Here is a 24,460-nt window from a genome sequence, read left to right on the forward strand (position 1 = left end):
GCGAAACGACAGGAATGCCGCGAACTGCCCCAAGGGGGACCAACCATGCCTCTCACGTTCCGCAAGAGCTTCCGCATCCTTCCCTGGGTGCGGCTGAACATCAACCGGCGCTCGTGGTCGATCACCACGGGCGGCCGGCACGGGCCGCACCACACCCGCAGCAGCACCGGACGCCGGACGACCTCGATGGACCTGCCGGGCCCGTTCGGCTGGCGGCGCACGACGCGTCGGCGGGACGAGCGCTGACCGAATTCGCCGTGCCGCCACGGCCCCGCACCCGAACTCCCCTGCGGGTGCGGTGTGCTGTAGCCCACTACCCGGACGGGTGCGCTCCGTTTCTCTTTATCTCACATCAGATATACGGTCGCGCCATGGCAGACGACTACCTCGTACGCATCGGCAAGCTCATCCGTGACGCCCGGCAACACCGGGGCTGGACACAGTCGCAGCTCGCCGAGGCACTCGGCACAAGTCAGAGCGCCGTCAATCGCATCGAGCGCGGCAACCAAAACATCAGCCTTGAGATGATCGCCCGAATCGGTGAAGCCCTGGACAGCGAGATCGTCTCTCTGGGCTACGCGGGTCCGATGCATCTGCGCGTGGTCGGCGGACGTCGTCTGTCCGGCTCGATCGATGTCAAGACCAGTAAGAACGCGTGCGTCGCACTGCTGTGCGCGACGCTCCTGAACAAGGGGCGCACGGTGCTGCGCCGGGTGGCCCGGATCGAAGAGGTCTACCGCCTTCTGGAGGTGCTCGGCTCGATCGGCGTCCGCACCCGCTGGATCAACGACGGGGTCGACCTCGAGATCGTGCCCCCGAGCGAGCTGGACATGGAGGCGATCGACGCCGAGGCCGCCCGCCGGACGCGGTCGATCATCATGTTCCTCGGCCCGCTGCTGCACCGTATGGACACCTTCAGGCTGCCGTACGCGGGCGGTTGCGACCTCGGCACCAGGACCATCGAGCCGCACATGATCGCGCTGCGTCGGTTCGGGCTCGACATCGCCGCCACCGAGGGGCTCTACCACGCCCAGGTCGACCGGGCCGTCTCCCCCGGCCGGCCCATCGTGCTGACCGAGCGCGGGGACACCGTCACCGAGAACGCGCTGCTCGCCGCCGCCCGCCACGACGGCGTGACCGTCATCCGCAACGCCTCCTCCAACTACATGGTCCAGGACCTGTGCTTCTTCCTGGAGGCACTCGGCGTACGGGTGGAGGGCGTCGGCACGACCACGCTCACCGTGCACGGCGTGCCGAACATCGACGTGGACGTGGACTACTCGCCCTCCGAGGACCCGGTCGAGGCGATGAGCCTGCTCGCCGCCGCGGTGGTCACCGAGTCGGAGCTGACGGTACGCCGGGTGCCGATCGAGTTCCTGGAGATCGAGCTCGCGGTACTGGAGGAGATGGGCCTCGACCACGACCGCACGCCGGAGTACTTCGCCGACAACGGCCGTACGCGGCTGGTGGACCTGACCGTACGGCCCTCCAAGCTGGAGGCGCCGATCGACAAGATCCACCCGATGCCGTTCCCGGGCCTGAACATCGACAACGTGCCGTTCTTCGCGGCCATCGCGGCCTCCGCACAGGGCAAGACCCTCATCCACGACTGGGTCTACGACAACCGGGCCATCTATCTGACCGACCTCAACCGCCTCGGCGGTCGGCTGCAGCTCCTCGACCCGCACCGCGTGCTGGTCGAGGGCCCGACCCGCTGGCGCGCCGCCGAGATGATGTGCCCGCCCGCGCTGCGCCCGGCCGTGGTCGTGCTGCTGGCGATGATGGCGGCCGACGGCACGTCCGTGCTGCGCAATGTGTACGTCATCAACCGCGGCTACGAGGACCTGGCCGAGCGGCTCAACTCGATCGGAGCACAGATCGAGACGTTCCGGGACATCTAGGACGACCGGAAGGTGGTGGGGCTCACCGGAGGACGACTTCGCGTCGTCCTCCGGCGAGCCCGCCGGGTGCCGTCCGGTCCCGCCCGCGTGCCGGCTCAGCCCTCCATGAGGGTGACGTCCTGCTGTTGCAGCGCGTGGAACAGCGGCAGCGGCAGACCTCCCAGAGCCGGGCTCAGTTCCATCAGGGTGGCCTCGACATGGGCGGCGCCCGGTGCGAGGGTGCCGGGTGTGCGCTTCTCCGAGTTGGTCCAGCGGTGCTCCGCGCCGTCGCAGACCGCCGCGCTGCCGCCGATGCCGTAGCGGATCCGGGTGTCGCCCTGCGACACCGACGAGGAGACGAGCACCGGCCCCGTACCTCTCAGACAGCGGTAGGTGCCGGAAAGGGTGACGGTTCCGTCGGCGGCGAGGTGACCGGTCGGGTCGACGGTGACCGTCTCGGACGGGTCCGACAGGGCGCCGACGGACACGGCGACGGCGGACGGGGCGAACAGCAGCAGGAGCACGGCGCCGGTGGCCGCGCCGAAGACCTGGCGCAAGGGCATGAGGTACCTCCTGGAACGTGGGGGCTCCACAGGTACCGGGCGCGCGGGCCCGAGGCGGTGATCCTCACCCCTTTGGTGGCGAGTCCGGTATGCGGCGGGACCGGTCCGTCTCGGGTCGAGGCCGTGCGTCATGGGAACGTTCGAGAGTTGTCCGCGTGTTGTCACGCTTCTCGACCGGCGGTTCCGATGAGTTCGCCACGGGAGCATGGTCTTACGTATGCGAGGCGGCGACAGCGCCGTCGACACTCCTCGCATCCGACGTGGAGGTGCGTCATGTGTTCCCACCAAACTCTGTGCCCGTCCGCGGACTCCAAGGCTCCGCACATCGTGTCGGCCCACCCCGAGCAGGGCTGGAGCCTGCTGTGCAACGGCGCGATCGTCTTCGACGACAGCGGTGAACTGCTCCCCGACGGCAGCGTGGTCGCTCCGCACCGGGTGTTCGCCGAGCGGCTGGCCGTCGCCGCCTAGTCCCTCCGGGGGTTCCGGGGGTTCCGGGGGCGGGGTGCTACGGCAGCACCGCGAAACCGTCGAGTTCGACCAGGGCCTGTTCGTCCCAGAGGCGGGCGGCGCCGACGACGGCCATCGCGGGATAGTCCCGTCCCGCCAACCGCCGCCAGACGCGGCCGAGTTCGGGGGCCCGCGCACGGTAGTCCGCGACATCGGTGGCATAGACCGTGACCCGTGCGAGGTCGGCCGGGGTGCCGCCCGCGGCCCGCAACGCCGTCAGTAGATTGGTCAGCGCCTTCTCGAACTGCTCCGGGAGGCTCTCGCCGACCACCTTCCCGTCCGTGTCCAGCGCGGTCTGGCCCGCCAGGAAGACCACGCGGGTGCCGGTGGCGACGACGGCGTGCGAGAAGCCGGTGGGCGGGGAGAGCTCGGGCGGGTTGACGCGCTCGGTGCTCACTGAACCTCCAGGCTCTCGACGCTCACGGGGCCTCCACCGACGCATACAGCTCCTTGGCGATGACCGCCCGCTGCACCTCGCTGGCGCCTTCGTAGATACGGGGCGCGCGGACCTCCCGGTAGAGGTGTTCGAGGAGATGGCCGCGACGCAGGGCACGGGCGCCGTGCAGTTGGACGGCCGCGTCGACCACGTACTGGGCCGTCTCGGTCGCCAGCAGCTTCGCCATCGCCGCGCGCCGGGGCACGTCCGGGGCCCCTTCGTCGTACGCCGCCGCCGCCGCGTAGACCATCAGGCGGGCCGCCTCCGTCCGCAGCGCCATCTCGGCGACCTGGTGAGCCACCGTCTGCAGGTCCTTCAGCCTGCCGCCGAACGCCTCACGCCCGGCCGTGTGCGTGAGCGTCGCCGCGAGGGCCGCCTCCGCCATGCCGACCGCAAAGGCGCCCACGCTCGGGCGGAAGAGGTTGAGGGTGTGCATCGCGACCCGGAAACCGCGGTCGGGCTCGCCGAGCACGTCGTCCGCCGTCACCGGTACGGCGTCGAAGGCGAGGGCGCCGATGGGGTGCGGGGAGAGCATGTCGAGCGGGGTGCCGGTGAGGCCCGGCCGGTCGGCGGGTACCAGGAAGGCGGTGACGCCACGGGCTCCGGCGCCCGGGGTGGTCCTCGCGAAGACGGTGTAGAAGTCGGCCTCGGGCGCGTTGGAGATCCAGCACTTCTCCCCACTGAGCCGCCAGCTCCCCCAGCCGTCACGCTCGGCGACGGGCGACTCCTGCGCTTCGACGACGGACGGCCCGGGGCCCGCGGGCGAGGAACCGGGGCCCGCGGGCACGGCTCTGGGGACCCCGGGCGCCGCTCCAGAGGTCTCGGATGAGGCCCCGCGGGCCGCGGGCGCGGCTTCGCCGGGCGCCGCTGCGGAAGTGGGCGCCCGTGCGGCGTCCCGGTCCGCGCGGAGCGCCAGCGCCGCCGCGTCCGAGCCCGCGCCCGGCTCGCTGAGCGCGAACGCGGCCACCGCACTGCCGTCCGCGACCCGGGGCAGCCAGCGCTCGCGCTGCGCCCGGGTGCCGTACGCGTGCACCGGATGCGCACCGAGGCCCTGCAGGGCGAGCGCCGTCTCGGCCTCGGTGCAACCCTGCGCCAAGGACTCCCGCATCAGGCACAGATCGAGCGCGCCCGAGGTGAACAGGCGGGCGAGCAGCCCGAGCCGGCCCAACTCGGCGAGAAGAGCGCGGTTGACGTGACCCGGCTCGCCCTTCTCCGCCAGCGGGCGCAACCGCTCCTCGGCCAGCGCGCGCAGCTCGGCACACCAGGCGGTCTGTGCCGGATCGAGCGAGAATGCGGTCATTGCCGGTTCCCTCTCCGCCGTCGGACTGCGGGATCCCAGGCTATCGCGAGACGTTGACTGTCGTCACCAACACGATACGCTCCTTGTGCGAGACGCGAGCCGAGAGCACCGAGAGCTGAGCACCGAGAACACCGAGAGTCACGAGCTGAGCGCTGCGAGCCCACCACCACAAGGGGGCGAACCTCCATGGACGGCGACACCCTGGAGCCGACGACCTCGGCCCACGTCGACACCTTCGCCCGCGACCACCTCCCGCCCCCCGAGCAGTGGCCCGAACTCCCCTTCGACCTGCCCGAGCTGCACTACCCCGAACGGCTGAACTGCGCCGCCGAACTCCTCGGCGACAAGCCACCGCAGCGCCCCGCCTTCCGCACGCCGTCCGGCGACCTGTGGACATACGGGCACCTCCTCGCCCGGGTGGACCGGATCGCCCACGTCCTGACCACCGAACTGGGCGTCGTGCCCGGCAACCGGGTGCTGCTGCGCGGGCCCACCACACCCTGGCTCGCCGCGTGCTGGCTGGCGGTCCTGAAGGCGGGCGGGGTCGCCGTCACGGTGCTCGCCCAGCAGCGCCCGCACGAGCTGACCACCATGTGCGCCATCGCCCACGTCACCCACGCGCTGTGCGACGTACGGTCGGTCGACGACCTGGCGAAGGCGGAGATCCCGGGGCTGCGGATCACGACGTACGGCGGGGACGCACCCGACGACCTGCTGCTGCGCATCACGGGCGCCCCGGACGAGCCGTTCACGGCGGTCGACACGGCCGCCGACGACGTCGCGCTGATCGCGTTCACCTCCGGCACCACCGGCCGCCCCAAGGGCTGTGTGCACTTCCACCGCGATGTGCTGGCCATAGCGGACACCTTCTCGAAGCATGTGCTGCGGCCGCGCGAGGACGACGTCTTCACCGGCAGTCCCCCGCTGGGCTTCACCTTCGGGCTCGGCGGCCTCGTCGTCTTCCCGATGCGCGCCGGCGCCTGCTCCCTGCTGCTCGAACAGGCGGGCCCCAAGCAGCTGTTGCCCGCGATCACCGAGCACCGCGTCTCGGTGCTGTTCACCGCACCGACCGCCTACCGGGCGATGCTGGCGGAGCTGGCGGAGCTGGACGAGCACGACACGAGCTCGCTGCGGCGCTGTGTGTCCGCGGGCGAGAACCTGCCCGCCGCGACCTGGCGGGCCTGGCACAGCCGCACCGGACTGCGCATCATCAACGGCATCGGCGCCACCGAGCTGCTGCACATCTTCATCTCCGCGGCCGACGAGCACATCCGCCCCGGGACGACGGGCGTCCCCGTACCGGGCTGGCAGGCGCGCGTGGTCGACGCCGAGGGGACGCCGGTGCCGGACGGCGAGCCCGGACTGCTCGCGGTGCGCGGCCCGGTGGGCTGCCGCTATCTCACCGACCCACGGCAGCGGGAGTACGTGCGCGGCGGCTGGAACATCACCGGCGACACCTATGTGCGCGACCCCGACGGCTACTTCCGCTATGTCGCCCGCGCCGACGACATGATCGTCTCGGCGGGGTACAACATCGCCGGGCCCGAGGTCGAGGACGCCCTGCTGCGCCACCCGGACGTGGTCGAGACGGCGGTCGTGGGGCGGCCCGACGAGGCGCGCGGGCAGGTGGTGGTGGCGTACGCGGTCCTCAGAGAGGGGGCACGCAGGGACGCCGAGGCGCTGCGCGCCTTCCTCAAGTCCGAGCTGGCGCCGTACAAGTGCCCCCGCGAGTTCGTCTTCCTGGACTCGCTGCCGCGCACGGCGACCGGAAAGCTGCAACGCTTCCGGCTGCGCGCGGACGCTCCGCCGGCGAGCGGGGAGAGCCCGTCGCCGCCCGCACCGGAGGGTGAGTTGTCCACCGGCGGCGGTCCCAAGTGATCTTCGCGCACTAGAGTGATCAACGTGTCAGAGCAGCACGCCCCCCGGTCCCTCATCGTCACGTTCTACGGCGCGTACGGCCGTTTCATGCCCGGCCCCGTGCCGGTGGCCGAGTTGATCCGGCTCCTCGCCGCGGTCGGCGTCGACGCGCCCTCCGTACGCTCGTCGGTGTCCCGGCTCAAGCGCCGCGGACTGCTCGAACCGGCCCGTACGGCGGCGGGCGGCGCGGGGTACGCGCTGTCGCCGGACGCCCGCCAACTGCTGGAGGACGGCGACCGGCGGGTGTACGCGACGGCGCCCCCCGAGGACGAGGGCTGGGTGCTCGCCGTCTTCTCCGTGCCGGAGTCCGAGCGGCAGAAGCGGCACGTACTGCGCTCACGCCTCGCCGGTCTCGGCTTCGGGACGGCGGCCCCCGGCGTCTGGCTCGCCCCCGCGCGGCTCTACGAGGAGACCCGGCACACCCTGGCGCGGCTGCGGCTCGACCCTTACGTGGAGCTGTTCCGCGGGGAGCACCTGGGCTTCGCGGCGACGGCGGACGCGGTCGCGCGCTGGTGGGACCTGGCGGCGATCGCCAAGCAGCACGAGGCCTTCCTCGACCAGCACGCGACCGTGCTGCGCGACTGGCGGCGGCGCGCGGACACCCCGCCCGAGGAGGCGTACCGCGACTATCTGCTCGCCCTGGACACCTGGCGCCACCTCCCGTACGCCGACCCGGGGCTGCCCGCCGCGCTGCTGCCCGAGGACTGGCCGGGCGCCCGCTCGGCCGCCGTGTTCCGGGCGCTGCACGAGCGGCTGCGGGACACGGGGGCGAGCTTCACCGAACCCACCGATGTGTGACCTCGGTCACATCATGAGGCGCTAAGGGAACCCTCAGCCTCTTCCGTCCCTCTTCTCATGTTTCTTACCTAGCGTCGTGAGCCGTACGCCAGGACAGGAAGAGGACCGCACGTATGACCACCACGGCAAGGGCTCAGGGAGCCACCGTCTGGCTCACGGGCCTGCCGAGCGCGGGCAAGACGACCATCGCCCGGATACTCGGGACCCGTCTGAAGGCGGAGGGGCACCGGGTGGAGGTCCTCGACGGCGACGAGGTCCGCCGGTTCCTCTCCGCGGGTCTCGGCTTCTCGCGCGAGGACCGCAACACCAACGTGCAGCGCATCGGCCTGGTCGCCGAGGTGCTCGCGCGCAACGGTGTCCTCGCCGTGGTGCCCGTCATCGCGCCGTACGCCGACAGCCGCGACGCCGTCCGGGAGCGGCACGAGGCGAGCGGGACGCCGTACATCGAGGTGCATGTCGCCACCCCTGTCGAGGTGTGCAGCGAGCGCGACGTGAAGGGGCTGTACGCCCGGCAGGCCGCGGGCCGGCTGACCGGGCTCACCGGCGTCGACGACCCCTACGAGCCACCGCTGGACCCGGCGCTCACGCTGGAGACGCATCTGCAGACCCCGGAGGAGTCCGCGGACTCGGTACGCGCGGTGCTCGCGGCGAGGGGGCTCGTATGACCTCCGCGACGGTCGAACAGACCTTCACGCTCTCGCACCTGGACGCCCTGGAGTCCGAGGCCGTCCACATCTTCCGTGAGGTCGCGGGCGAGTTCGAACGGCCGGTGATCCTCTTCTCCGGCGGCAAGGACTCCATCGTCATGCTGCACCTCGCCCTGAAGGCCTTCGCCCCCGCCACGATCCCCTTCACCCTGCTGCACGTCGACACCGGACACAACTTCCCCGAAGTCCTCGAATACCGCGACCGGACCGTGGAAAAGCACGGACTTCGGCTGCACATCGCCTGCGTACAGGACTACATCGACCGCGGAGTCCTGCGCGAACGCCCCGACGGCACCCGCAACCCCCTGCAGACCGTGCCCCTCACCGAGAAGATCCAGTCCGAACGCTTCGACGCCGTCTTCGGCGGCGGACGCCGCGACGAGGAAAAGGCCCGCGCGAAAGAACGCGTCTTCTCCCTGCGCGACGAGTTCTCCCAGTGGGACCCCCGCCGCCAGCGCCCCGAACTGTGGCAGCTCTACAACGGCCGCCACGCACCCGGCGAACACGTCCGCGTCTTCCCCCTCTCCAACTGGACCGAACTGGACGTCTGGCAGTACATCGCCCGCGAAGGCATCGAACTGCCCGACATCTACTTCGCGCACCGCCGTGAGGTGTTCCGGCGCGCCGGGATGTGGCTGACCGGCGGCGAGTGGGGCGGGCCGCGCGAGAACGAGGTCGTGGAGAAGCGGCTCGTCCGCTACCGGACCGTCGGCGACATGTCCTGCACCGGCGCCGTCGACTCCGACGCGACCACGCTGGACGCCGTGATCGCCGAGATCGCCGCCTCCCGGCTCACCGAGCGGGGCGCCACCCGCGCCGACGACAAGATGTCCGAGGCCGCGATGGAAGACCGCAAGCGCGAGGGGTACTTCTAGACATGACGACCATCGACACACTGCGCTTCGCGACCGCCGGTTCCGTCGACGACGGCAAGTCCACGCTGGTCGGACGACTGCTGCACGACTCCAAGTCGGTCCTGACGGACCAGTTGGAAGCCGTGGAGCGCGTCTCGGCGAGCCGGGGCCAGGACACCCCCGACCTCGCCCTCCTCACCGACGGCCTGCGCGCCGAGCGCGAGCAGGGCATCACCATCGACGTCGCCTACCGCTACTTCGCGACGGCGCGCCGCCGGTTCATCCTCGCCGACACCCCCGGGCATGTGCAGTACACCCGGAACATGGTCACCGGCGCCTCCACGGCCGACCTGGCGATCATCCTGGTCGACGCGCGGCACGGGGTGGTCGAGCAGACCCACCGCCACGCCGCCGTCGCCGCGCTGCTGCGCGTCCCGCACGTGGTCCTCGCCGTCAACAAGATGGACCTCGTCGGCTACGAGCAGAAGGACTTCGAGCGGATCGTCGAGGACTTCGCGGGCCACGCCGCCGAGCTGGACCTGCCCGGCTTCACACCGATCCCGGTCTCGGCGCTGTGCGGGGACAACGTGGTGGAGCGTTCGGCGCGCATGGACTGGTACGAGGGTCCGGCGCTCCTGGAGTTCCTGGAGACCGTGCCGGTGGGTTCCGAGCCCACGTCCGCTCCGGCGCGCTTCCCGGTCCAGTACGTGATCCGGCACGGCGAGGTCCGCCACTACGCGGGGCAGTTGGTGTCCGGAACGCTGCGGGTCGGGGACCGGGTCACCGTCCACCCCTCCGGTGAGACCTCCGAGATCGCCGGCATCGACGTGCTCGGCAGGGACGCCGGCCTCGCGTTCGCGCCGCAGTCGCTGACCCTGCGCCTGGCCGATCAGCGCGATGTCTCACGCGGCGACATGATCACCGCCGGGCCGGACGTGCCCGCGCTCACGCAGGACGTCCGGGCGGCCGTCTGTCATCTGGCCGACCGGGCGCTCAGGGTCGGCGACCGGGTGCTGGTCAAGCACACCACGCGGACCGTGAAGGCGATCGTCGAGGACCTGGGCGGGGCGGACGAGCTGACCACGAACGACCTCGGGCGCATCACCCTGCGCACCGCCGAGCCGCTCGCGCTCGACGACTACGCGGACGTACGCCGCACCGGCGCGTTCCTCCTCGTCGACCCGGCGGACGGCTCGACACTGACGGCGGGCATGGCCGACCTCTCCCGTTAGGACCGCTCTTTCCCGCGCCCTCAGGTCCCCAGCGAAAGCCGGGGCTTGGGGGCGTCAATACGTCCGGTCTGCGGGCGGCGGCGGCCCGCGCGGTAGGGCTTGGGCCAGGCGACGCCCGGACCCTCGTACCCCTGCTCGGCCGCCGCGTGCAGCGTCCAGTGCGGGTCGTAGAGATGCGGCCGGGCGAGTGCGCACAGGTCCGTACGCCCGGCCAGGATCAGGGAGTTGACGTCGTCCCAGGAGGAGATCGCGCCGACGGCGATCACGGGGAGGCCGGTCTCGTGGCGGATCCGGTCGGCGAACGGGGTCTGGTACGAGCGGCCGTACTCGGGCTGTTCGTCGGCGACCACCTGCCCGGTCGACACGTCGACCGCGTCGGCGCCGTGCGCCGCGAAGGCCCGGGCGATCGCCACGCCCTCGTCCCCGGTGTTGCCGCCCTCGGCCCAGTCGGTGGCGGAGATGCGGACGGTCATGGGCCGCTCCTCCGGCCACACGGCCCGTACGGCGTCGAAGACCTCCAGCGGGAAGCGCAGTCTGCGTTCCAGCGAGCCGCCGTAGGCGTCGGTGCGCCGGTTGGTGAGCGGTGAGAGGAAGCCGGAGAGGAGGTAGCCGTGGGCGCAGTGCAGTTCGAGGAGGTCGAAGCCGCAGCGGGCGGCACGCCAGGCGGCGGCCGCGAACTGCTCGCGGATGTCGGTGAGTTGGGCGCGGCACAGCTGCCGGGGGGTCTGGTTGCGCGGTCCGTACGGGATCGGGGAGGCGGCCACGAGCGGCCAGTTACCCTCCTCCAGGGGCTCGTCCATGCCCTCCCACATCAGCTTCGTGGAGCCCTTGCGGCCGGAGTGTCCGAGCTGGACGCCGATCGCGGTGCCGGGTGACTGGGCGTGCACGAAGCGGATGATCCGCCGCCAGGACTCGGCCTGCCGGTGTGAGTAGAGGCCCGCGCAGCCGGGTGTGATGCGGCCCTCGGCGCTCACGCACACCATCTCGGTCATCACCAGGCCCGCGCCGCCGAGCGCCCGTGCGCCCAGGTGGACGAGGTGGAAGTCGCCGGGGACGCCGTCCACGGCCGAATACATGTCCATCGGTGAGACCACGACCCGGTTGCGCAGGGTCAGACCGCGCAGCCGGAACGGGGTGAACATCGGCGGTGTGCCGGGCGGGCAGCCGAACTCGCGCTCGACCGCCGCCGTGAAGTGCGCGTCCCGCAGCCGCAGGTTGTCGTGCGTGACGCGGCGGCTGCGCGTGAGGAGGTTGAAGGCGAACTGGCGGGCGGGCTGGTGGAGATACAGCCCCAGGTTCTCGAACCACTCCAGGCTGGCCCGCGCGGCCCGCTGGGTGGACGCGACGACAGGGCGCCGCTCCTCCTCGTACGCGGCGAGTGCCTCGTCGAGGGTGGGCCGCTCCTCCAGGCAGGCGGCCAGCGCGAGCGCGTCCTCGACGGCGAGCTTGGTGCCGGAGCCGATGGAGAAGTGGGCGGTGTGCGCGGCGTCGCCGAGGAGGACCAGGTTGCCGTGGGACCAGCGGTCGTTGACCACCGTGCGGAAGGTGGTCCATGCCGACTTGTTGGACCGCAGCTGCCGCCCGCCGAGCGCGTCCGTGAAGATCTTGCCGCAGAGCTCGACGGACTCCTGCTCGTCGAGGTCCGCGAAACCGGCCGCCCGCCACACCTCTTCGCGCATCTCGACGATGACGGTGGAGGCGTCGGCCGCGTACGGGTAGCCGTGCAGCTGCATCACGCCGTGCTCGGTCTCCGCGATCTCGAAGCGGAAGGAGTCGAAGGCGAAGTCGGCGGCGAGCCAGATGTAACGGCACCGGTGCTCCTCGACCGACGGTCCGAACACCTCCGCGTACGCCGCCCGGGTCGGGCTGTGCACCCCGTCGGCGGCGACGACCAGGTCGTACGCCGTCATCAGTTCGGCGACCGGCGGGGCCTCGGCCCGGAAGCGCAGCTCGACGCCGAGCGAGCGGCAGCGCTCGTGCAGGATCTCCAGGAGTCGGCGCCGGCCGAGCGCCGCGAAGCCGTGGCCTCCGGAGGTGTTGCGCACCCCCCGGTGCACGATGTCGATGTCGTCCCAGCGCACGAACTCGTCCTGGAGCGCCGCGTACACGACCGGGTCGGCGTGCTCGATTCCGCCGAGTGTCTCGTCGGAGAGCACGACACCGAAGCCGAAGGTGTCGTCGGGGGCGTTGCGCTCCCAGACGGTGACCTCGCGGCCCGGGTCGAGGCGCTTGAGCAGCGCGGCGGCGTACAGCCCGCCGGGCCCGCCGCCGATGACGGCGACACGCACAGACGCGCACGTCCGCGTCGCCACGGCTATCGCCCCCGCCACTTCGGCGCGCGCTTCTCCGTGAACGCCGCATGGAACTCGGCGTAGTCCTCGCCGGTCATCAGGAGGGCCTGGGTCGAGGCGTCGAGCTCGACGGAGGCGGCGAGGGGCATGTCCAGTTCGGCGGTGAGCAGGGCCTTGGTCTGGGCGTACGCGAGAGCCGGGCCCTCGGCCAGGCGGCGGGCCAGCCGCTGGGCGGCCTCGTCCGCGCCGCCCTCGTCGGCCAGCTCGCTGATCAAACCGATCCGCTCGGCCTCGGGCGCGCGCACCGGTTCGCCGAGCATCAGCAGCCGGGTCGCGTGACCGAGCCCGACGACCCGGGGCAGCAGATAGGCGGCGCCCATGTCGCCGCCGGACAGTCCGACACGGGTGAAGAGGAAGGCGAACCGGGCGCTCGGGTCGGCCACCCGGAAGTCGGCGGCCAGGGCGAGGACGGCTCCGGCGCCCGCCGCGACCCCGTGCATCGCCGCGATCACCGGGAACGGGCACTCCCGTACGGCCCGCACGACCTGCCCGGTCATCCGGTTGAAGTCGAGGAGCTGGGCGGTGTCCATGGACAGGGTCGCGCCGATGATCTCGTCGACGTCGCCGCCGGAGCAGAAGCCGCGTCCCTCCCCCGCCAGCACCAGCGCCCGTACCGACCGCTCACGGGAGAGCTCGGCGAGCAGATCGCGCAGGTCGGCGTAGGCGCCGAAGGTGAGGGCGTTGAGTTTCTCGGGGCGGGCCAGGGTGACCGTGGCGACCCCGTCGGCGACCTCGCACCTCAGATGCTGCCAGTCGGAGGTGCGGGCGGCGGAGCCGGTGAAGGGACTCATGACGGGCGGCCTCCTCGGACGGGGGCGGCGGTCCGCGCCACAGGGCGCCGGACAGCGGTCGTCGTTACTCCACGAAGTTATCACCACTCTGTGACTGTCGTCACGACCACGCAATAACCCGGTCGTGAAGTGACCGTTTCCCGTCACCGGGTCACGGGTTCTCGATAGCCCCGTAACGGCGGGAGCACCTCGCGGGAGGCGGGGCGTTGAGCTGGGTACGGGTCCTCACGCCGAGCCGAACGTCCTGGGAGGGCGCCCACCGAATGTCCTGGAAAGCGCCCGCCCGACGCCTCCGTCCGGCCGCGCCGTACCATTCCTCACGTTGAAAGCAGGACAGCCTGCTCCATGAACGGACCCACCTTGCACGACACGCCCGCCCCCGCCTCCTGGCGCATCGCGCTGCCGCACACCGCCGCGGCCGTGCCGGTCGCCCGCGCCCTGGTCCGCACCGCGCTGGCCGAGCTGAAGCACGCGGCCGACAGCGACACCGCGGAACTGCTCACCGCGGAGCTGGTCGCCAACGCCGTGGAGCACACCGCGGGGGACGGTCCCATAGAGCTGGTCGTGGAGCTGATGCCGACCGGCTGCCAGGTCGAGGTGCACGACCCGGACCCGGAGCCGCCCGGCAACCTCACGGTCCCGGAGCCGCCCGGTGAGCCCGATCCCTGGCAGGAGCACGGGCGCGGCCTCCTCCTGATCCGCACCCTCAGCTCCTCCTGCGGCCACCGCCCCACCGGCTCCGGCAAGGCGGTCTGGTTCAGACTGCCTGTGGTGCCCGCTCAGCGGCGTCCGGCGTGACCTCGTCGCCGGGAGCGGCTCCGGGAACGGCTCCAGCCGCTGCCAGCCGGGAGTTGCGGCGCCCGTAGAGCACGTACACGAGGAAGCCGGCCGCCAGGAAGCCCACGAACTGGATCCAGGTCGTCCAGCCCGTCTCGTACATCAGGTACAGACAGAAGCCGATGCCGAGCAGCGGCACCACGGGGTAGAGCGGCACCCGGAACGTCCTGGCAAGACCCGGTTGCCGGCGCCGCAGCGCGATCACCGCGACATTGACGGCGGCCATGGTGGCGAGCGTGCCGATCGTCGTCAGGTTGACGACGGCGTCGAGCGGGGCGAAGGCCGCCGGGACGGCGAAGACGATGGCGACGATCAGGGTTCCCGCGACCGGTGTCGAGGTCTTCGGCGAGATCTTCTCGAAGACCCGCGGCACGAGCCCGTCGCGGGACATGGACATGAGGATGCGGGTCTGTCCGTACATCACCGCGAGCACGACCGAGGCGATGGCCACGACCGCTCCGAACGCGACGACCCCGGCGCCGACCGTGGAACCGGTGACCACGTTGACGACGTACGACAGCGCGGCGGGCCGCCCGGCGACCGCGTCGCCGCCGACGGCGCCGATCGCCGCGAGGGCCACCGCGCAGTACAGCAGGGTGACCAGACCGATGCAGACCAGGATGGCGATCGGGATGTTGCGGCGGGGGTCCTTGGCCTCCTCGCCGGCGGTGGTGATCGCGTCGAAGCCGATGTACGAGAAGAAGGCCGCCGTGGTGCCCGCGCCGATCCCGCCGAGCCCGGCCGGGGAGAACGGCGTGAGGTTGCCGTGCTTGAAGGCGCTGAACCCGATCGCGCAGAAGGCGACGAGCACGACGAGCTTCAGCACGGCCATGGCCGCGGTCGCCCGGGCGCTCTCGCGCACTCCGCGGATCAGCAGGACCGAGGCCAGCGCGATCACGACGACCGCGGGAAGGTTGACGATCCCGCCGTCGGACGGGCCGGCCGAGAGCGCGGCGGGCAGCTGCACGCCCGTGAGGCTGTGCAGCAGCTCGTTGACGTACTGGCTCCAGCCGACCGCCACGGCCGACACGGAGACGCCGTACTCCAGGAGCAGACACCAGCCGACGAGGAAGGCCGTGCCCTCGCCCAGTCCCGCGTAGGCGAAGGAGTACGAGGATCCGGAGACCGGGATCGCGCCGCCGAGCTCGGCGAAGGAGAACGCGGTGAAGACGCAGGTGATCGCCGCGAGGATGAACGACACGACCACGGCGGGTCCGGCCTGTGCGACCGAGTCGGAGAGTCCGACGAAGATTCCGGTGCCGACGATCGCGCCGACGCCGAAGCAGATGAGCTGGAAGAGACCCATGGTCCGCTTGAGGCCATGACCTTCGCGGTCGGCGCCTGATTCGGCCATCAGCAGCTGGGGGGACTTGATGCGTGGAGCGGACATGCGGGTGGTGCTCATTTCCGGTGGTGCGGGGTGCGACGGGGGTCGGTCGCGCGGCGGTCGCGGAAGGGGTGGCTCCGGACCGCCGGTCAGGATAAGGCCTGCGGGGTCCTCCGTCAGGCCAGGACCTCGGGGATTCCCGGTCGGCCCAGGGTGGCGACCATGATCGCCTTGATGGTGTGCAGCCGGTTCTCGGCCTCGTCGAAGACGACCGAGTGCGCCGACTCGAACACCTCGTCGGTGACCTCCAGCGAGTCGAGGCCGTGGGTCTCGTGGATCTCGCGGCCGACCTTGGTGCCCAGGTCGTGGAAGGCCGGCAGGCAGTGCAGGAACTTCACGTCCGGGTTACCGGTGGCGCGCAGCACGTCCATGGTCACGGCGTACGGGGACAGCGCGGCGATGCGCTCGTCCCACACCTCCTTGGGCTCGCCCATCGAGACCCAGACGTCGGTGGCGACGAAGTCGGCGCCGTGGACGCCCTCGCCGAGGTGCTCGGTGAGGGTGATACGCCCGCCGTTGCTCTCGGCGAGCTTGCGGGCCTCGGCGACGATCTCCTCGGCGGGCCAGTAGGCCTCCGGGGCGACGATCCGGACGTCCATGCCGAGGAGCGCGCCGGTGACCAGGTAGGAGTTGCCCATGTTGAAACGGGCGTCACCCAGGTAGGCGAAGGCGATCTCACCGAGCGGCTTGTCGCAGTGCTCGGTCATGGTGAGCACGTCGGCGAGCATCTGGGTGGGGTGCCAGTCGTCGGTCAGACCGTTGTAGACGGGCACTCCGGCGTACGCGGCCAGCTCCTCGACGGAGGCCTGGCTGTCACCCCGGTACTCGATCGCGTCGAACATCCGGCCGAGCACACGCGCGGTGTCCTTCACGGACTCCTTGTGGCCTATCTGCGAACCGGACGGGTCCAGATACGTCGTCGACGCGCCCTGGTCCGCGGCGGCGACCTCGAACGCGCAGCGCGTACGGGTCGAGGTCTTCTCGAAGATCAGCGCGATGTTCCTGCCCCGCAGGTACTGCGTCTCGGCCCCGGCCTTCTTGGCCGCCTTGAGCTCGGCGGCCAGCTCGATCAGACCGCGAAACTCCTCCTCGGTGAAGTCCAACTCCTTGAGGAAGTGGCGTCCGGCGAGGGCGGTCGGGACTGTCGCCATGGGGGCGCTCCAGGGATGCGAGAACGGGGACGAACAAAGGGGCGAGTGGAAGTCTATACGATGCTCCACATTTCTATACGGGACCTCTTCGTAGACCTCGGGGACAGCGCACCTCTAGGGGCGCGGGGAACTGCGCGACCAGCCCCCACCCACCCGCACCCGAGATCACACCCCCACCGCCGCCCTTTCCACCGGACAGCTCATACACCGAGGCCCACCCCGCCCCCGCCCCAGCTCACTCCCCGGAATCTCGATCACCTCGATACCCTGCTTCCGCAGATGCGTGTTGGTGGTCACGTTCCGCTCATAAGCGACGACGACCCCAGGCTCCACCGCGAGGACATTGCACCCGTCGTCCCACTGCTCCCGCTCCGCCGCGTGCACATCCTGCGTCGCGGTCAGCACCCGGATCTCGCTCAACCCCAGCGCCGCCGCGATCGCCCGGTGCATGTGCTCCGGCGGATGGTCGGTGACCTTCAGCTCCTTGTCCCCCGAGCCCGGTTCGATGGTGTACGAGCGGAGCATGCCGAGCCCCGCGTACTGGGTGAAGGTGTCGCCGTCGACCATCGTCATCACGGTGTCGAGGTGCATGAGGGCCCGCCGCTTGGGCATGTCGAGCGCCACGATCGTACGGGCCGACCCGGCGGCGAACAGCTTGTGCGCGAGCATCTCGACGGCCTGCGGCGTCGTCCGCTCACTCATGCCGATGAGCACCGCGCCGTTGCCGATGACGAGCACGTCACCGCCCTCGATGGTGGACGGGTAGTCCGCCTGCCCCTCCGACCAGAGGTTGAAGTGCTCGTCGCGGAAGAGCGGATGGTGCCGGTAGATCGCCTCGAAGTGCACGGTCTCCCGCTGCCGCGCGGGCCAGCGCATGGCGTTGATGGAGACCCCGTCGTAGATCCAGGCGGAGGTGTCCCGGGTGAAGAGGTGATTGGGGAGCGGGCCGAGGAGGAAGTCGTCGAGGTCCATGACATGGAAGCGCACGGAGGTCGGCTCCGGGTGCGCGTCCAGGAACTCCCGTTTGGTCATCCCGCCGACCAGCGCGGCCGCCAGTTCCGGGGCGGGCAGGGTCTCGAAGGCCGCCCGGAGGTGGTCGGTGGCGAGCGGCCCGTACTCCTTCTCGTCGAAGACCCGGTCCAGGACGAGCGATCTGGCCACCGGGATCTCCAGGGCCTCGGTGAGCAGGTCGCCGAAGAGATGGACGGTGACCCCGCGGTCGCGCAACACGTCCGCGAACCCGTCGTGCTCCGCCCGGGCCCGGCGCACCCACAGCACGTCGTCGAAGAGCAGCGCGTCCTTGTTGCTGGGGGTGAGCCTCTTGAGCTCGAGGTCGGGTCTGTGCAGGATGACGCGGCGCAGCCGCCCGGCCTCGGAGTCGACGTGGAATCCCATGCCTCCATCCTGACCATCCGGACGCCTGTTCACCCGTGGATCGACGGGAGACGGGCGAGTTGATTTCGTCCCCTTGACGATAAGGGCGTCCCTTCGTTATCGTCACTGCGACGACAAAAGCGCATCACAGCGGGTCGCCGGGATCGCCCGGCGGCGAGGGGGTACCCATGGCCGACATCACCCGGCGTCTCGGCTGGCGCCATCTGCGCGGGGCGCCCACCGCCCATGTCCGGCACCACCGGTCGGGCCGGCTGGCCCACGACGGTCCCGGACTCAGCTTCTGGTACCGCTCCCTGACCGCCACGCTCTCCGAAGTCCCGGTCGACGACCGCGAGTTGGCGATGACCTTCCACGCCCGCACGTCCGACTTCCAGGACGTCGCGGTGCAGGCGACCGTCACCTACCGGATCGTCGATCCCGGGGTCGCGGCCGCGCGGCTCGACTTCTCCATCGACCCCGACACCGGCTCCTGGCGCGGCGCGCCCCTCGAACAGCTGGGCACGCTGCTGACCGAGACGGCCCAGCAGCACGCGCTGGACGTACTGGCCCGTACGACGCTGGCGGCGGCCCTGGTGGACGGCGTCGCGTCGGTACGGGAGCGGATCGCGGGCGGGCTCGGCGCCGAACCCCGGCTGCCCGCGACGGGGATCGAGGTGGTGGCCGTACGGGTCGTCGCGCTGCGCCCGGAACCCGAGGTGGAGCGGGCACTGCGCACTCCCGCCCGCGAGCAGATCCAGCAGGAGGCGGACAAGGCGACGTACGAACGCCGGGCCGTCGCCGTCGAGCGGGAGCGGGCGATCGCCGAGAACGAGCTCGCCAGCCAGATCGAACTCGCCCGGCGCGAGGAGCAGTTGGTCGACCAGCGCGGCACCAACGGCGGCGCGAGGCGGAGGAGCACGCGGCGGCGGACGCGGTGCGGGCCGGGGCGGAGGCGGCGCGGACCGTGCGGCTCGCGGAGGCGGAGGGCAGCCGGGTGGTACAGCTCGCCAAGGCCGAGGCCACGGCCGCGCGGGAGGTCGGCGAGGCGCGGGCCGTGGCGCAGGCCGCCTGGCTGCGGGTCCACGGAGACGTGGACGTCGCCACGCTGCACGCCCTGACAGGCACGCGGCTCGCGGAGAACCTGCCGCGCATCGACAGTGTGACGGTGTCGCCGGACGTCCTGACGGGCCTGCTCGCACGGCTGGGCAACGGGGCCGCCGGGGGGCCGGAGCAGTGAGCCTCGCGCCCCGGGTCGTCCTCGTCCATCGCACCACGGAGTACGAGGAGTTGGTGGCCCGGCACGGGACGCACGGGCAGGCGGCGTTCTTCCTCTCCTCCCGAGGGCGCGACATCGAGGAGGTGGCCGAGCGGCACCGGCGGGCGCGGGAGGCGCTGGCGGAGGTGGTCTCTGCGGTGCCGCTGCCCTGGCGTCAGGCGCGCGTCGAGCGGGGCGACCTGGACCGCTTCCTGTTCGCCCCGGAGGACGTGGTGGTCGTGGTCGGGCAGGACGGGCTGGTGGCGAACGTGGCCAAGTACCTGACCGGACAGCCGGTGGTGGGGATCGACACCGACCCCGGACGGAACCCGGGGGTGCTCGTGCGGCACCGGCCGCGCGACGCGGGCGCGCTGCTCGCCTCGGCGCGCGGGGGCCGGGCCGACGAGCTGACCATGGTCGAGGCGGTCGCGGACGACACGCAGCGGCTGGTCGCACTCAACGAGATCTATCTCGGAACCGCGAGCCATCAGACGGCCCGCTATCGGCTGGGGCTCGACGAGTACGGGGGTGCCGTCGAGCCCCAGGCCTCCTCCGGGGTCCTGGTGGGTACCGGGACGGGCGCCAGCGGGTGGCTCCGCTCGGTGTGGCAGGAGCGGGGCGGTGAGCTGCCGCTGCCCGGCCCCGCGGAGGAACGCCTTCTCTGGTTCGTCCGCGAGGCCTGGCCGTCGCCGGCCACCGGCACGTCCCTCGTCGCCGGCACCCTCACCGCCTCCGCCCGCCTCTCCCTCACCGTCGAGTCCGACCGCCTCATCGCCTTCGGAGACGGCATGGAGAGCGACGCGGTGGAGCTGGTGTGGGGGCAGACGGTACGGGTGGGAGTGGCGGGGGTGAGGCTGCGCCTCGTGGGCTGACAAACACCGGACGACCCCAGGCTTTTAGGGGCGCGGGGAAGTGCGCGCCCAGCCCCCACCGACCCGCAGCCGAAGAACGCCTACAGACGTGGGTCCACCGGCTCAGACTCCAGCGCCAGCACCCCGAACACCGCCTCATGCACCCGCCACAACGGCTCCCCCTCCGCCAGCCGATCCAACGCCTCCAGCCCGAGCGCGTACTCCCGCAGCGCGAGCGACCGCTTGTGGTTCAGGAAACGCCCCCGCAGCCGGGCGAGGTTCTCAGGACGCGTGTACTCAGGACCGTAGATGATCCGCAGATACTCACGGCCCCGGCACTTGATGCCGGGCTGGACAAGACGCCCCTGCCCGCTCCGCACCACCGCCCCGACCGGCTTGACGACCATGCCCTCACCCCCACGCCCGGTCATCTCCAGCCACCAGTCCACACCGCCCCGCACGGACTCCGCGTCCCCGGTGTCCACGAACAACCGCCGAGTCGTCTGCAGCAACCCACTCCCGTCGTGCTCGACCAGCCGGTCGATGAGCGCGAGCTGCTCGTCGTGCGGCACCGCGGCGAGACTGCGGCCCTGGACCGCGAGGATCTGGAAGGGAGCGAGCCGCACCCCCTCCAGCCCCTCCGTCGGCCAGCAGTACCGCCGGTACGCCTCGGTGAACGACGCCGCGTCGGCGGCCCGCTCCCGCTGCTTGCCGAGCAGCTCCCGGACGTCGACCCCACGCTCCGCGGCCCCTTCGAGCGCGGCCAACACCCCCGGGAACGCCGCCCCGGCCGCGGCGCCGACCGCCGCGTACTGGCTGCGCAGCAACCCGGACGCCTTGAGCGACCACGGCATCAGCTCGGCGTCGAGCAGCAGCCAGTCCGTCCGCAGTTCCTCCCACAGACCGGCCGCCGTCACCGCGCCCCGCAGTCGCCCGAGGATCTCCTCGGTGACGGCGGAGTCGTCGAAGAAGGGCCGGCCGGTCCGGGTGTACAGCGCCCCCGTGGGCCCCTCCGCGACGCCGAACCGCTCCCGCGCCACCCCCGCGTCCCGGCAGACCAGCGCCACCGCCCGCGACCCCATGTGCTTCTCCTCGCACACGACGCGGGCCACGCCGTCCTCCTTGTACTGGGCGAAGGCCTCGGCGGGGTGTTCGAGGTAGCCCTCCACCTGGGAGGTCGCCGTGGGCGCCATCGTCGGCGGGAGGTAGGGCAGCAGGCGCGGGTCGACCGCGAACCGGCTCATGACCTCGAGGGCCGCCGCCGCGTTCTCCTCCCGCACCGACACCCGCCCGGCGTACCGCGTCTCGACGACCCGCCGCCCGTGCACGTCGGCGAGGTCGAGCGGCCGCCCCTCGTGTCCGCCGGGAGCCTCGGAGGCCAGCGGCTTCGTCGGCTCGTACCAGACCCGCTCGGCCGGTACGTCGACGAGCTCGCGCTCCGGCCAGCGCAGCGCGGTGAGCTTGCCGCCGAACACGGCACCGGTGTCGAGGCAGATGGTGTTGTTCAGCCAGGTGGCCGTGGGGACCGGGGTGTGACCGTAGACGACGGCCGCCCGGCCCCGGTAGTCCTCCGCCCACGGATAGCGCACCGGCAGGCCGAACTCGTCCGTCTCCCCGGTCGTGTCGCCGTACAGCGCGTGCGAGCGCACCCGGCCCGACGTACGGCCGTGGTACTTCTCGGGCAGTCCGGCGTGGCAGACGACGAGCCGCCCGCCGTCCAGGACGTAGTGGCTGACCAGACCGTCGACGAACTCCCGCACCCGCGCGTGGAATTCCTCGCTCTCGCCGTCCAGCTGCTCGATGGTCTCGGCCAGTCCGTGGGAGTGCTGGACCTTGCGGCCCTTGAGGTAGCGGCCGAGCTTGTTCTCGTGGTTGCCCGGCACGCACAGCGCGTCGCCGGCCGCGACCATGGACATCACGCGGCGCAGAACTCCGGGCGTGTCCGGGCCGCGGTCGACGAGGTCGCCGACGAAGACGGCCGTACGGCCCTCCGGGTGCGCGCCGTCGACGTAACCGAGCTTGCCGAGCAGGGTCTCCAGCTCCGAGGCGCAGCCGTGGATGTCACCGATGATGTCGAAGGGGCCGGTGAGGTGGGTCAGGTCGTTGAACCGCTTCTCCGTCCGCACCTCGGCGCTCTCGATCTCCGCCACGCCCCGCAGGACGTGCACCTTGCGGAAGCCCTCGCGCTCCAAGTGCCGCAGCGAACGGCGCAGTTCACGGATGTGGCGCTGGATGACGCGGCGCGGCATGTCGGCGCGGTCGGTGCGCGAGGCGTTGCGTTCGGCACACACCTCCTCCGGCACGTCGAGCACGATCGCGATGGGCAGCACGTCGTGCTTCTTGGCGAGTTCGATCAGCTGGCGGCGGCTCTCCTGCTGGACGTTCGTGGCGTCCACGACGGTGCGCCGGCCGGCCGCGAGCCGCTTGCCCGCGATGTAGTGGAGGACGTCGAAGGCGTCGCCGCTGGCGCTCTGGTCGTTCTCGTCGTCGGCGACCAGGCCGCGGCAGAAGTCGCTGGAGATGACCTCGGTCGGCTTGAAGTGCCGGCGGGCGAAGGTGGACTTGCCGGAGCCGGACGCGCCGATCAGGACGACGAGGGAGAGGTCGGTGACGGGCAGGTTGCGCCCCTGGGTGGTGTCGTTGCCGGTCATGCGGCCTTCTCCTCCTTCGTGGTGGTCGGGGTGGCGGTGGCGAGGGTGAAGACGGCCATCTGGGTCGGCGGACCGACCTCCGGGTCGTCGGGGCCGACGGGCGCGAACTCCACGTCGTATCCGTGCCGCCCTGCCACCTGGCGGGCCCAGGTCCGGAACTCCTCCCGGGTCCACTCGAACCGGTGGTCGCCATGGCGGGAGTGGCCGGCCGGGAGGGTCTCCCAGCGGACGTTGTACTCGACGTTCGGCGTCGTCACCAGGACCGTACGGGGGCGGGCCGAGCCGAAGACGGCGTACTCCAGGGCGGGCAGCCGGGGCAGGTCGAGGTGCTCGACGACCTCGCTGAGCACGGCGGCGTCGTATCCCTTGAGGCGGTTGTCGGTGTACGCGAGCGAGCCCTGGAAGAGCCGCACGCGCGCGGCCTGCCGCTCGCCCATCCGGTCCAGCTTGAGCCGCCGTGAGGCGATGGTGAGCGCGCGTATCGACACATCGACACCGACGATCTCGGTGAACCGCACGTCCTTGAGCAGCGCCTGCACCAGCTGCCCCTGACCGCAGCCGAGGTCGAGCACGCGGGCCGCGCCCGACGCGTGCAGCGCGGCGAGGATCGCGTCCCGGCGCTGGACAGCGAGCGGGATCGGCTTCTCCTCCGTGTCCGCCTCCTCGTCGACCGCGTTGTCGATCTCCTCGACCTCGGTGTCGTCGGTCTCGGCGAGCCGTACGAGCTCCAGCCGCTCCATCGCCTCCCGCGTCAGCGACCAGCGGCGCGAGAGGTACCGGTCGGCGATCAGCTTCTGCTCGGGGTGGTCCGACAGCCAGCCCTCGCCCGCCCGCAGCAGCTTGTCGACCTCGTCGGCCGACACCCAGTAGTGCTTGGCGTCGTCGAGCACCGGAAGCAGGACGTAGAGGTGGCGCAGGGCTTCGGCGACGGTCAGACCCGACGCGTCCAGTTCCAGGCGTACATAGCGGGAGTCGCCCCATTCGGGGAACTCGACGTCCAGCGCCACGGCCTCGACCGCCACCGTCCACCCGAGCGGCTCGAACAGCTTGCGTACGAGGTCGGCGCCGCCCCTGGCGGGAAGCGCGGGCACCTCGATCCGGAGCGGCAGCGGCCGCGCCGGCAGGTCCGGCTTCGCGGCGCACTGGCCCTTCATCGCGCTGGAGAACACCGCGCTCAGCGCCACGGCGAGCAGGGACGATGCGGCGTACGGGCGGTCGTTGACGTACTGCGCGAGCGCGGCGTCGGGTGCGCCGCCGCGGCCCTTGCCCTTGCCGCGCCGGACCAGTGCCACCGCGTCGACCTCCAGCAACAGTGCGGCCGTGCACCGCTCGACGGACGCCTCGGGGTAGAGGACGTGCGCCGTGCCGTAGGAGGTCGAGAACGCCTGCGCCTTGTCGGGATGCTTGTGCAGCAGGAATCCGAGGTCGGTGGCGGGGCGCTCCGGGGTACCGGTGGTACTGATCGTCAGGAACACTGGAATCTGCCTCGAAACGTCTTCTGAGCTGTGAATACCTCACCTGCGCCGAGCGCCGGTGAATCACAGCGGGGGGAGAGCGCGCCGGGGGATCACTGCTCCCGGCCTGTCGTCGGCGCGCCCGTCCCAACGTATAGCGAACG

Annotated in this window: 20 protein-coding genes and 1 pseudogene; 11 read left to right on the forward strand and 10 right to left on the reverse strand. The window is 71.5% G+C overall.

What is annotated here, in order from left to right:
• Positions 1 to 45 precede the first annotated feature (45 nt).
• Together KVT44_RS04365 and KVT44_RS04370 are read left to right on the forward strand one after the other, a co-directional pair.
• Positions 46 to 246, forward strand: a complete 201-nt coding sequence (locus tag KVT44_RS04365) for a DUF4236 domain-containing protein (protein WP_217566159.1) — start codon at positions 46 to 48, stop codon at positions 244 to 246.
• 125 nt (positions 247 to 371) lie between these two features.
• Positions 372 to 1,901 carry a UDP-N-acetylglucosamine 1-carboxyvinyltransferase gene (locus tag KVT44_RS04370; RefSeq protein ID WP_054234030.1) on the forward strand — a complete coding sequence of 510 codons (1,530 nt, stop codon included), beginning with the start codon at positions 372 to 374 and terminating at the stop codon, positions 1,899 to 1,901.
• Between the two features lie 95 nt (positions 1,902 to 1,996).
• On the opposite strand, the gene KVT44_RS04375 is transcribed toward KVT44_RS04370, so the two are convergent.
• Positions 1,997 to 2,443, reverse strand: a complete 447-nt coding sequence (locus KVT44_RS04375; RefSeq protein ID WP_217566160.1) for a DUF6299 family protein — start codon at positions 2,441 to 2,443, stop codon at positions 1,997 to 1,999.
• A 273-nt stretch (positions 2,444 to 2,716) separates the two neighbouring features.
• On the opposite strand from KVT44_RS04375, the gene KVT44_RS04380 reads away from it, so the two are divergent.
• The gene (locus KVT44_RS04380; protein ID WP_054234032.1) at positions 2,717 to 2,911 is read left to right on the forward strand and encodes a DUF5999 family protein; all 195 of its coding nucleotides are present in this window, start codon (positions 2,717 to 2,719) and stop codon (positions 2,909 to 2,911) included.
• Positions 2,912 to 2,948: 37 nt separating this feature from the next.
• Here KVT44_RS04380 and KVT44_RS04385 read toward each other — a convergent pair whose 3' ends face one another.
• Together KVT44_RS04385 and KVT44_RS04390 are read right to left on the reverse strand one after the other, a co-directional pair.
• Positions 2,949 to 3,347, reverse strand: coding sequence for a RidA family protein (locus KVT44_RS04385; RefSeq protein ID WP_217566161.1), 399 nt, complete (start codon positions 3,345 to 3,347; stop codon positions 2,949 to 2,951).
• Between the two features lie 22 nt (positions 3,348 to 3,369).
• Positions 3,370 to 4,686 (reverse strand): acyl-CoA dehydrogenase family protein, encoded by a 1,317-nt coding sequence (locus tag KVT44_RS04390; RefSeq protein ID WP_217566162.1) that lies wholly within the window; start codon positions 4,684 to 4,686, stop codon positions 3,370 to 3,372.
• Positions 4,687 to 4,872: 186 nt separating this feature from the next.
• Here KVT44_RS04390 and KVT44_RS04395 point away from each other — a divergent pair, with 186 nt between their 5' ends.
• The 5 genes from KVT44_RS04395 (at position 4,873) to KVT44_RS04415 (ending at position 10,194) form a co-directional block, all read left to right on the forward strand.
• Positions 4,873 to 6,564, forward strand: coding sequence for an AMP-binding protein (locus tag KVT44_RS04395; protein WP_217566163.1), 1,692 nt, complete (start codon positions 4,873 to 4,875; stop codon positions 6,562 to 6,564).
• A gap of 15 nt (positions 6,565 to 6,579) precedes the next feature.
• A complete protein-coding gene (locus tag KVT44_RS04400) occupies positions 6,580 to 7,401 on the forward strand; it encodes a PaaX family transcriptional regulator C-terminal domain-containing protein (protein WP_217566164.1) in 822 nt (273 codons plus the stop codon).
• Between the two features lie 113 nt (positions 7,402 to 7,514).
• Positions 7,515 to 8,066 (forward strand): adenylyl-sulfate kinase, encoded by a 552-nt coding sequence (cysC, locus tag KVT44_RS04405; RefSeq protein ID WP_099920220.1) that lies wholly within the window; start codon positions 7,515 to 7,517, stop codon positions 8,064 to 8,066.
• On the forward strand, positions 8,063 to 8,983 hold the full coding sequence (cysD, locus tag KVT44_RS04410; protein WP_217566165.1) for a sulfate adenylyltransferase subunit CysD: 921 nt from the start codon (positions 8,063 to 8,065) through the stop codon (positions 8,981 to 8,983). Before cysC ends, cysD begins: the two co-directional genes overlap by 4 nt.
• 2 nt (positions 8,984 to 8,985) lie before the next feature.
• Positions 8,986 to 10,194: a sulfate adenylyltransferase subunit 1 gene (locus tag KVT44_RS04415; protein ID WP_217566166.1), complete on the forward strand. Its 1,209-nt coding sequence runs from the start codon at positions 8,986 to 8,988 to the stop codon at positions 10,192 to 10,194.
• A gap of 20 nt (positions 10,195 to 10,214) precedes the next feature.
• Here the strand turns inward: KVT44_RS04415 and KVT44_RS04420 are convergent, their stop codons facing one another.
• Positions 10,215 to 12,482 (reverse strand): bifunctional salicylyl-CoA 5-hydroxylase/oxidoreductase, encoded by a 2,268-nt coding sequence (locus KVT44_RS04420; RefSeq protein ID WP_217566167.1) that lies wholly within the window; start codon positions 12,480 to 12,482, stop codon positions 10,215 to 10,217.
• Positions 12,483 to 12,508: 26 nt separating this feature from the next.
• Complete coding sequence (locus KVT44_RS04425; protein ID WP_217566168.1) at positions 12,509 to 13,336, reverse strand: enoyl-CoA hydratase family protein; 828 nt, start codon at positions 13,334 to 13,336, stop codon at positions 12,509 to 12,511.
• A 345-nt stretch (positions 13,337 to 13,681) separates the two neighbouring features.
• On the opposite strand from KVT44_RS04425, the gene KVT44_RS04430 reads away from it, so the two are divergent.
• Positions 13,682 to 14,134, forward strand: a complete 453-nt coding sequence (locus tag KVT44_RS04430; RefSeq protein ID WP_060897576.1) for an ATP-binding protein — start codon at positions 13,682 to 13,684, stop codon at positions 14,132 to 14,134.
• On the opposite strand, the gene KVT44_RS04435 is transcribed toward KVT44_RS04430, so the two are convergent.
• The 3 genes from KVT44_RS04435 to KVT44_RS04445 form a co-directional block, all read right to left on the reverse strand.
• Positions 14,094 to 15,563, reverse strand: a complete 1,470-nt coding sequence (locus KVT44_RS04435; RefSeq protein ID WP_217566169.1) for an amino acid permease — start codon at positions 15,561 to 15,563, stop codon at positions 14,094 to 14,096. The two genes, KVT44_RS04430 and KVT44_RS04435, sit on opposite strands and share 41 nt — an antisense overlap.
• Positions 15,564 to 15,676: 113 nt before the next feature.
• Positions 15,677 to 16,711, reverse strand: coding sequence for an ornithine carbamoyltransferase (gene argF, locus KVT44_RS04440; protein ID WP_190172441.1), 1,035 nt, complete (start codon positions 16,709 to 16,711; stop codon positions 15,677 to 15,679).
• Between the two features lie 165 nt (positions 16,712 to 16,876).
• Positions 16,877 to 18,106, reverse strand: coding sequence for an arginine deiminase (locus tag KVT44_RS04445; RefSeq protein WP_054234041.1), 1,230 nt, complete (start codon positions 18,104 to 18,106; stop codon positions 16,877 to 16,879).
• 167 nt (positions 18,107 to 18,273) lie between these two features.
• Here KVT44_RS04445 and KVT44_RS04450 point away from each other — a divergent pair.
• Together KVT44_RS04450 and KVT44_RS04455 are read left to right on the forward strand one after the other, a co-directional pair.
• Positions 18,274 to 19,322 (forward strand): annotated as a pseudogene (locus KVT44_RS04450) (SPFH domain-containing protein).
• The gene (locus KVT44_RS04455) at positions 19,319 to 20,212 is read left to right on the forward strand and encodes a hypothetical protein (RefSeq protein ID WP_217566170.1); all 894 of its coding nucleotides are present in this window, start codon (positions 19,319 to 19,321) and stop codon (positions 20,210 to 20,212) included. The pseudogene KVT44_RS04450 and the gene KVT44_RS04455 overlap by 4 nt, the downstream one beginning before the upstream one ends.
• Before the next feature lie 80 nt (positions 20,213 to 20,292).
• Here KVT44_RS04455 and KVT44_RS04460 read toward each other — a convergent pair whose 3' ends face one another.
• Together KVT44_RS04460 and KVT44_RS04465 are read right to left on the reverse strand one after the other, a co-directional pair.
• Positions 20,293 to 22,842, reverse strand: coding sequence for a polynucleotide kinase-phosphatase (locus KVT44_RS04460; RefSeq protein WP_217566171.1), 2,550 nt, complete (start codon positions 22,840 to 22,842; stop codon positions 20,293 to 20,295).
• On the reverse strand, positions 22,839 to 24,317 hold the full coding sequence (locus KVT44_RS04465) for a 3' terminal RNA ribose 2'-O-methyltransferase Hen1 (RefSeq protein WP_217566172.1): 1,479 nt from the start codon (positions 24,315 to 24,317) through the stop codon (positions 22,839 to 22,841). The genes KVT44_RS04460 and KVT44_RS04465 overlap by 4 nt, the downstream gene beginning before the upstream one ends.
• Between the last annotated feature and the right edge of the window lie 143 nt (positions 24,318 to 24,460).

It is taken from the genome of Streptomyces sp. GbtcB7 (assembly GCF_019091445.1).
GTDB lineage: Bacteria > Actinomycetota > Actinomycetes > Streptomycetales > Streptomycetaceae > Streptomyces > Streptomyces mirabilis.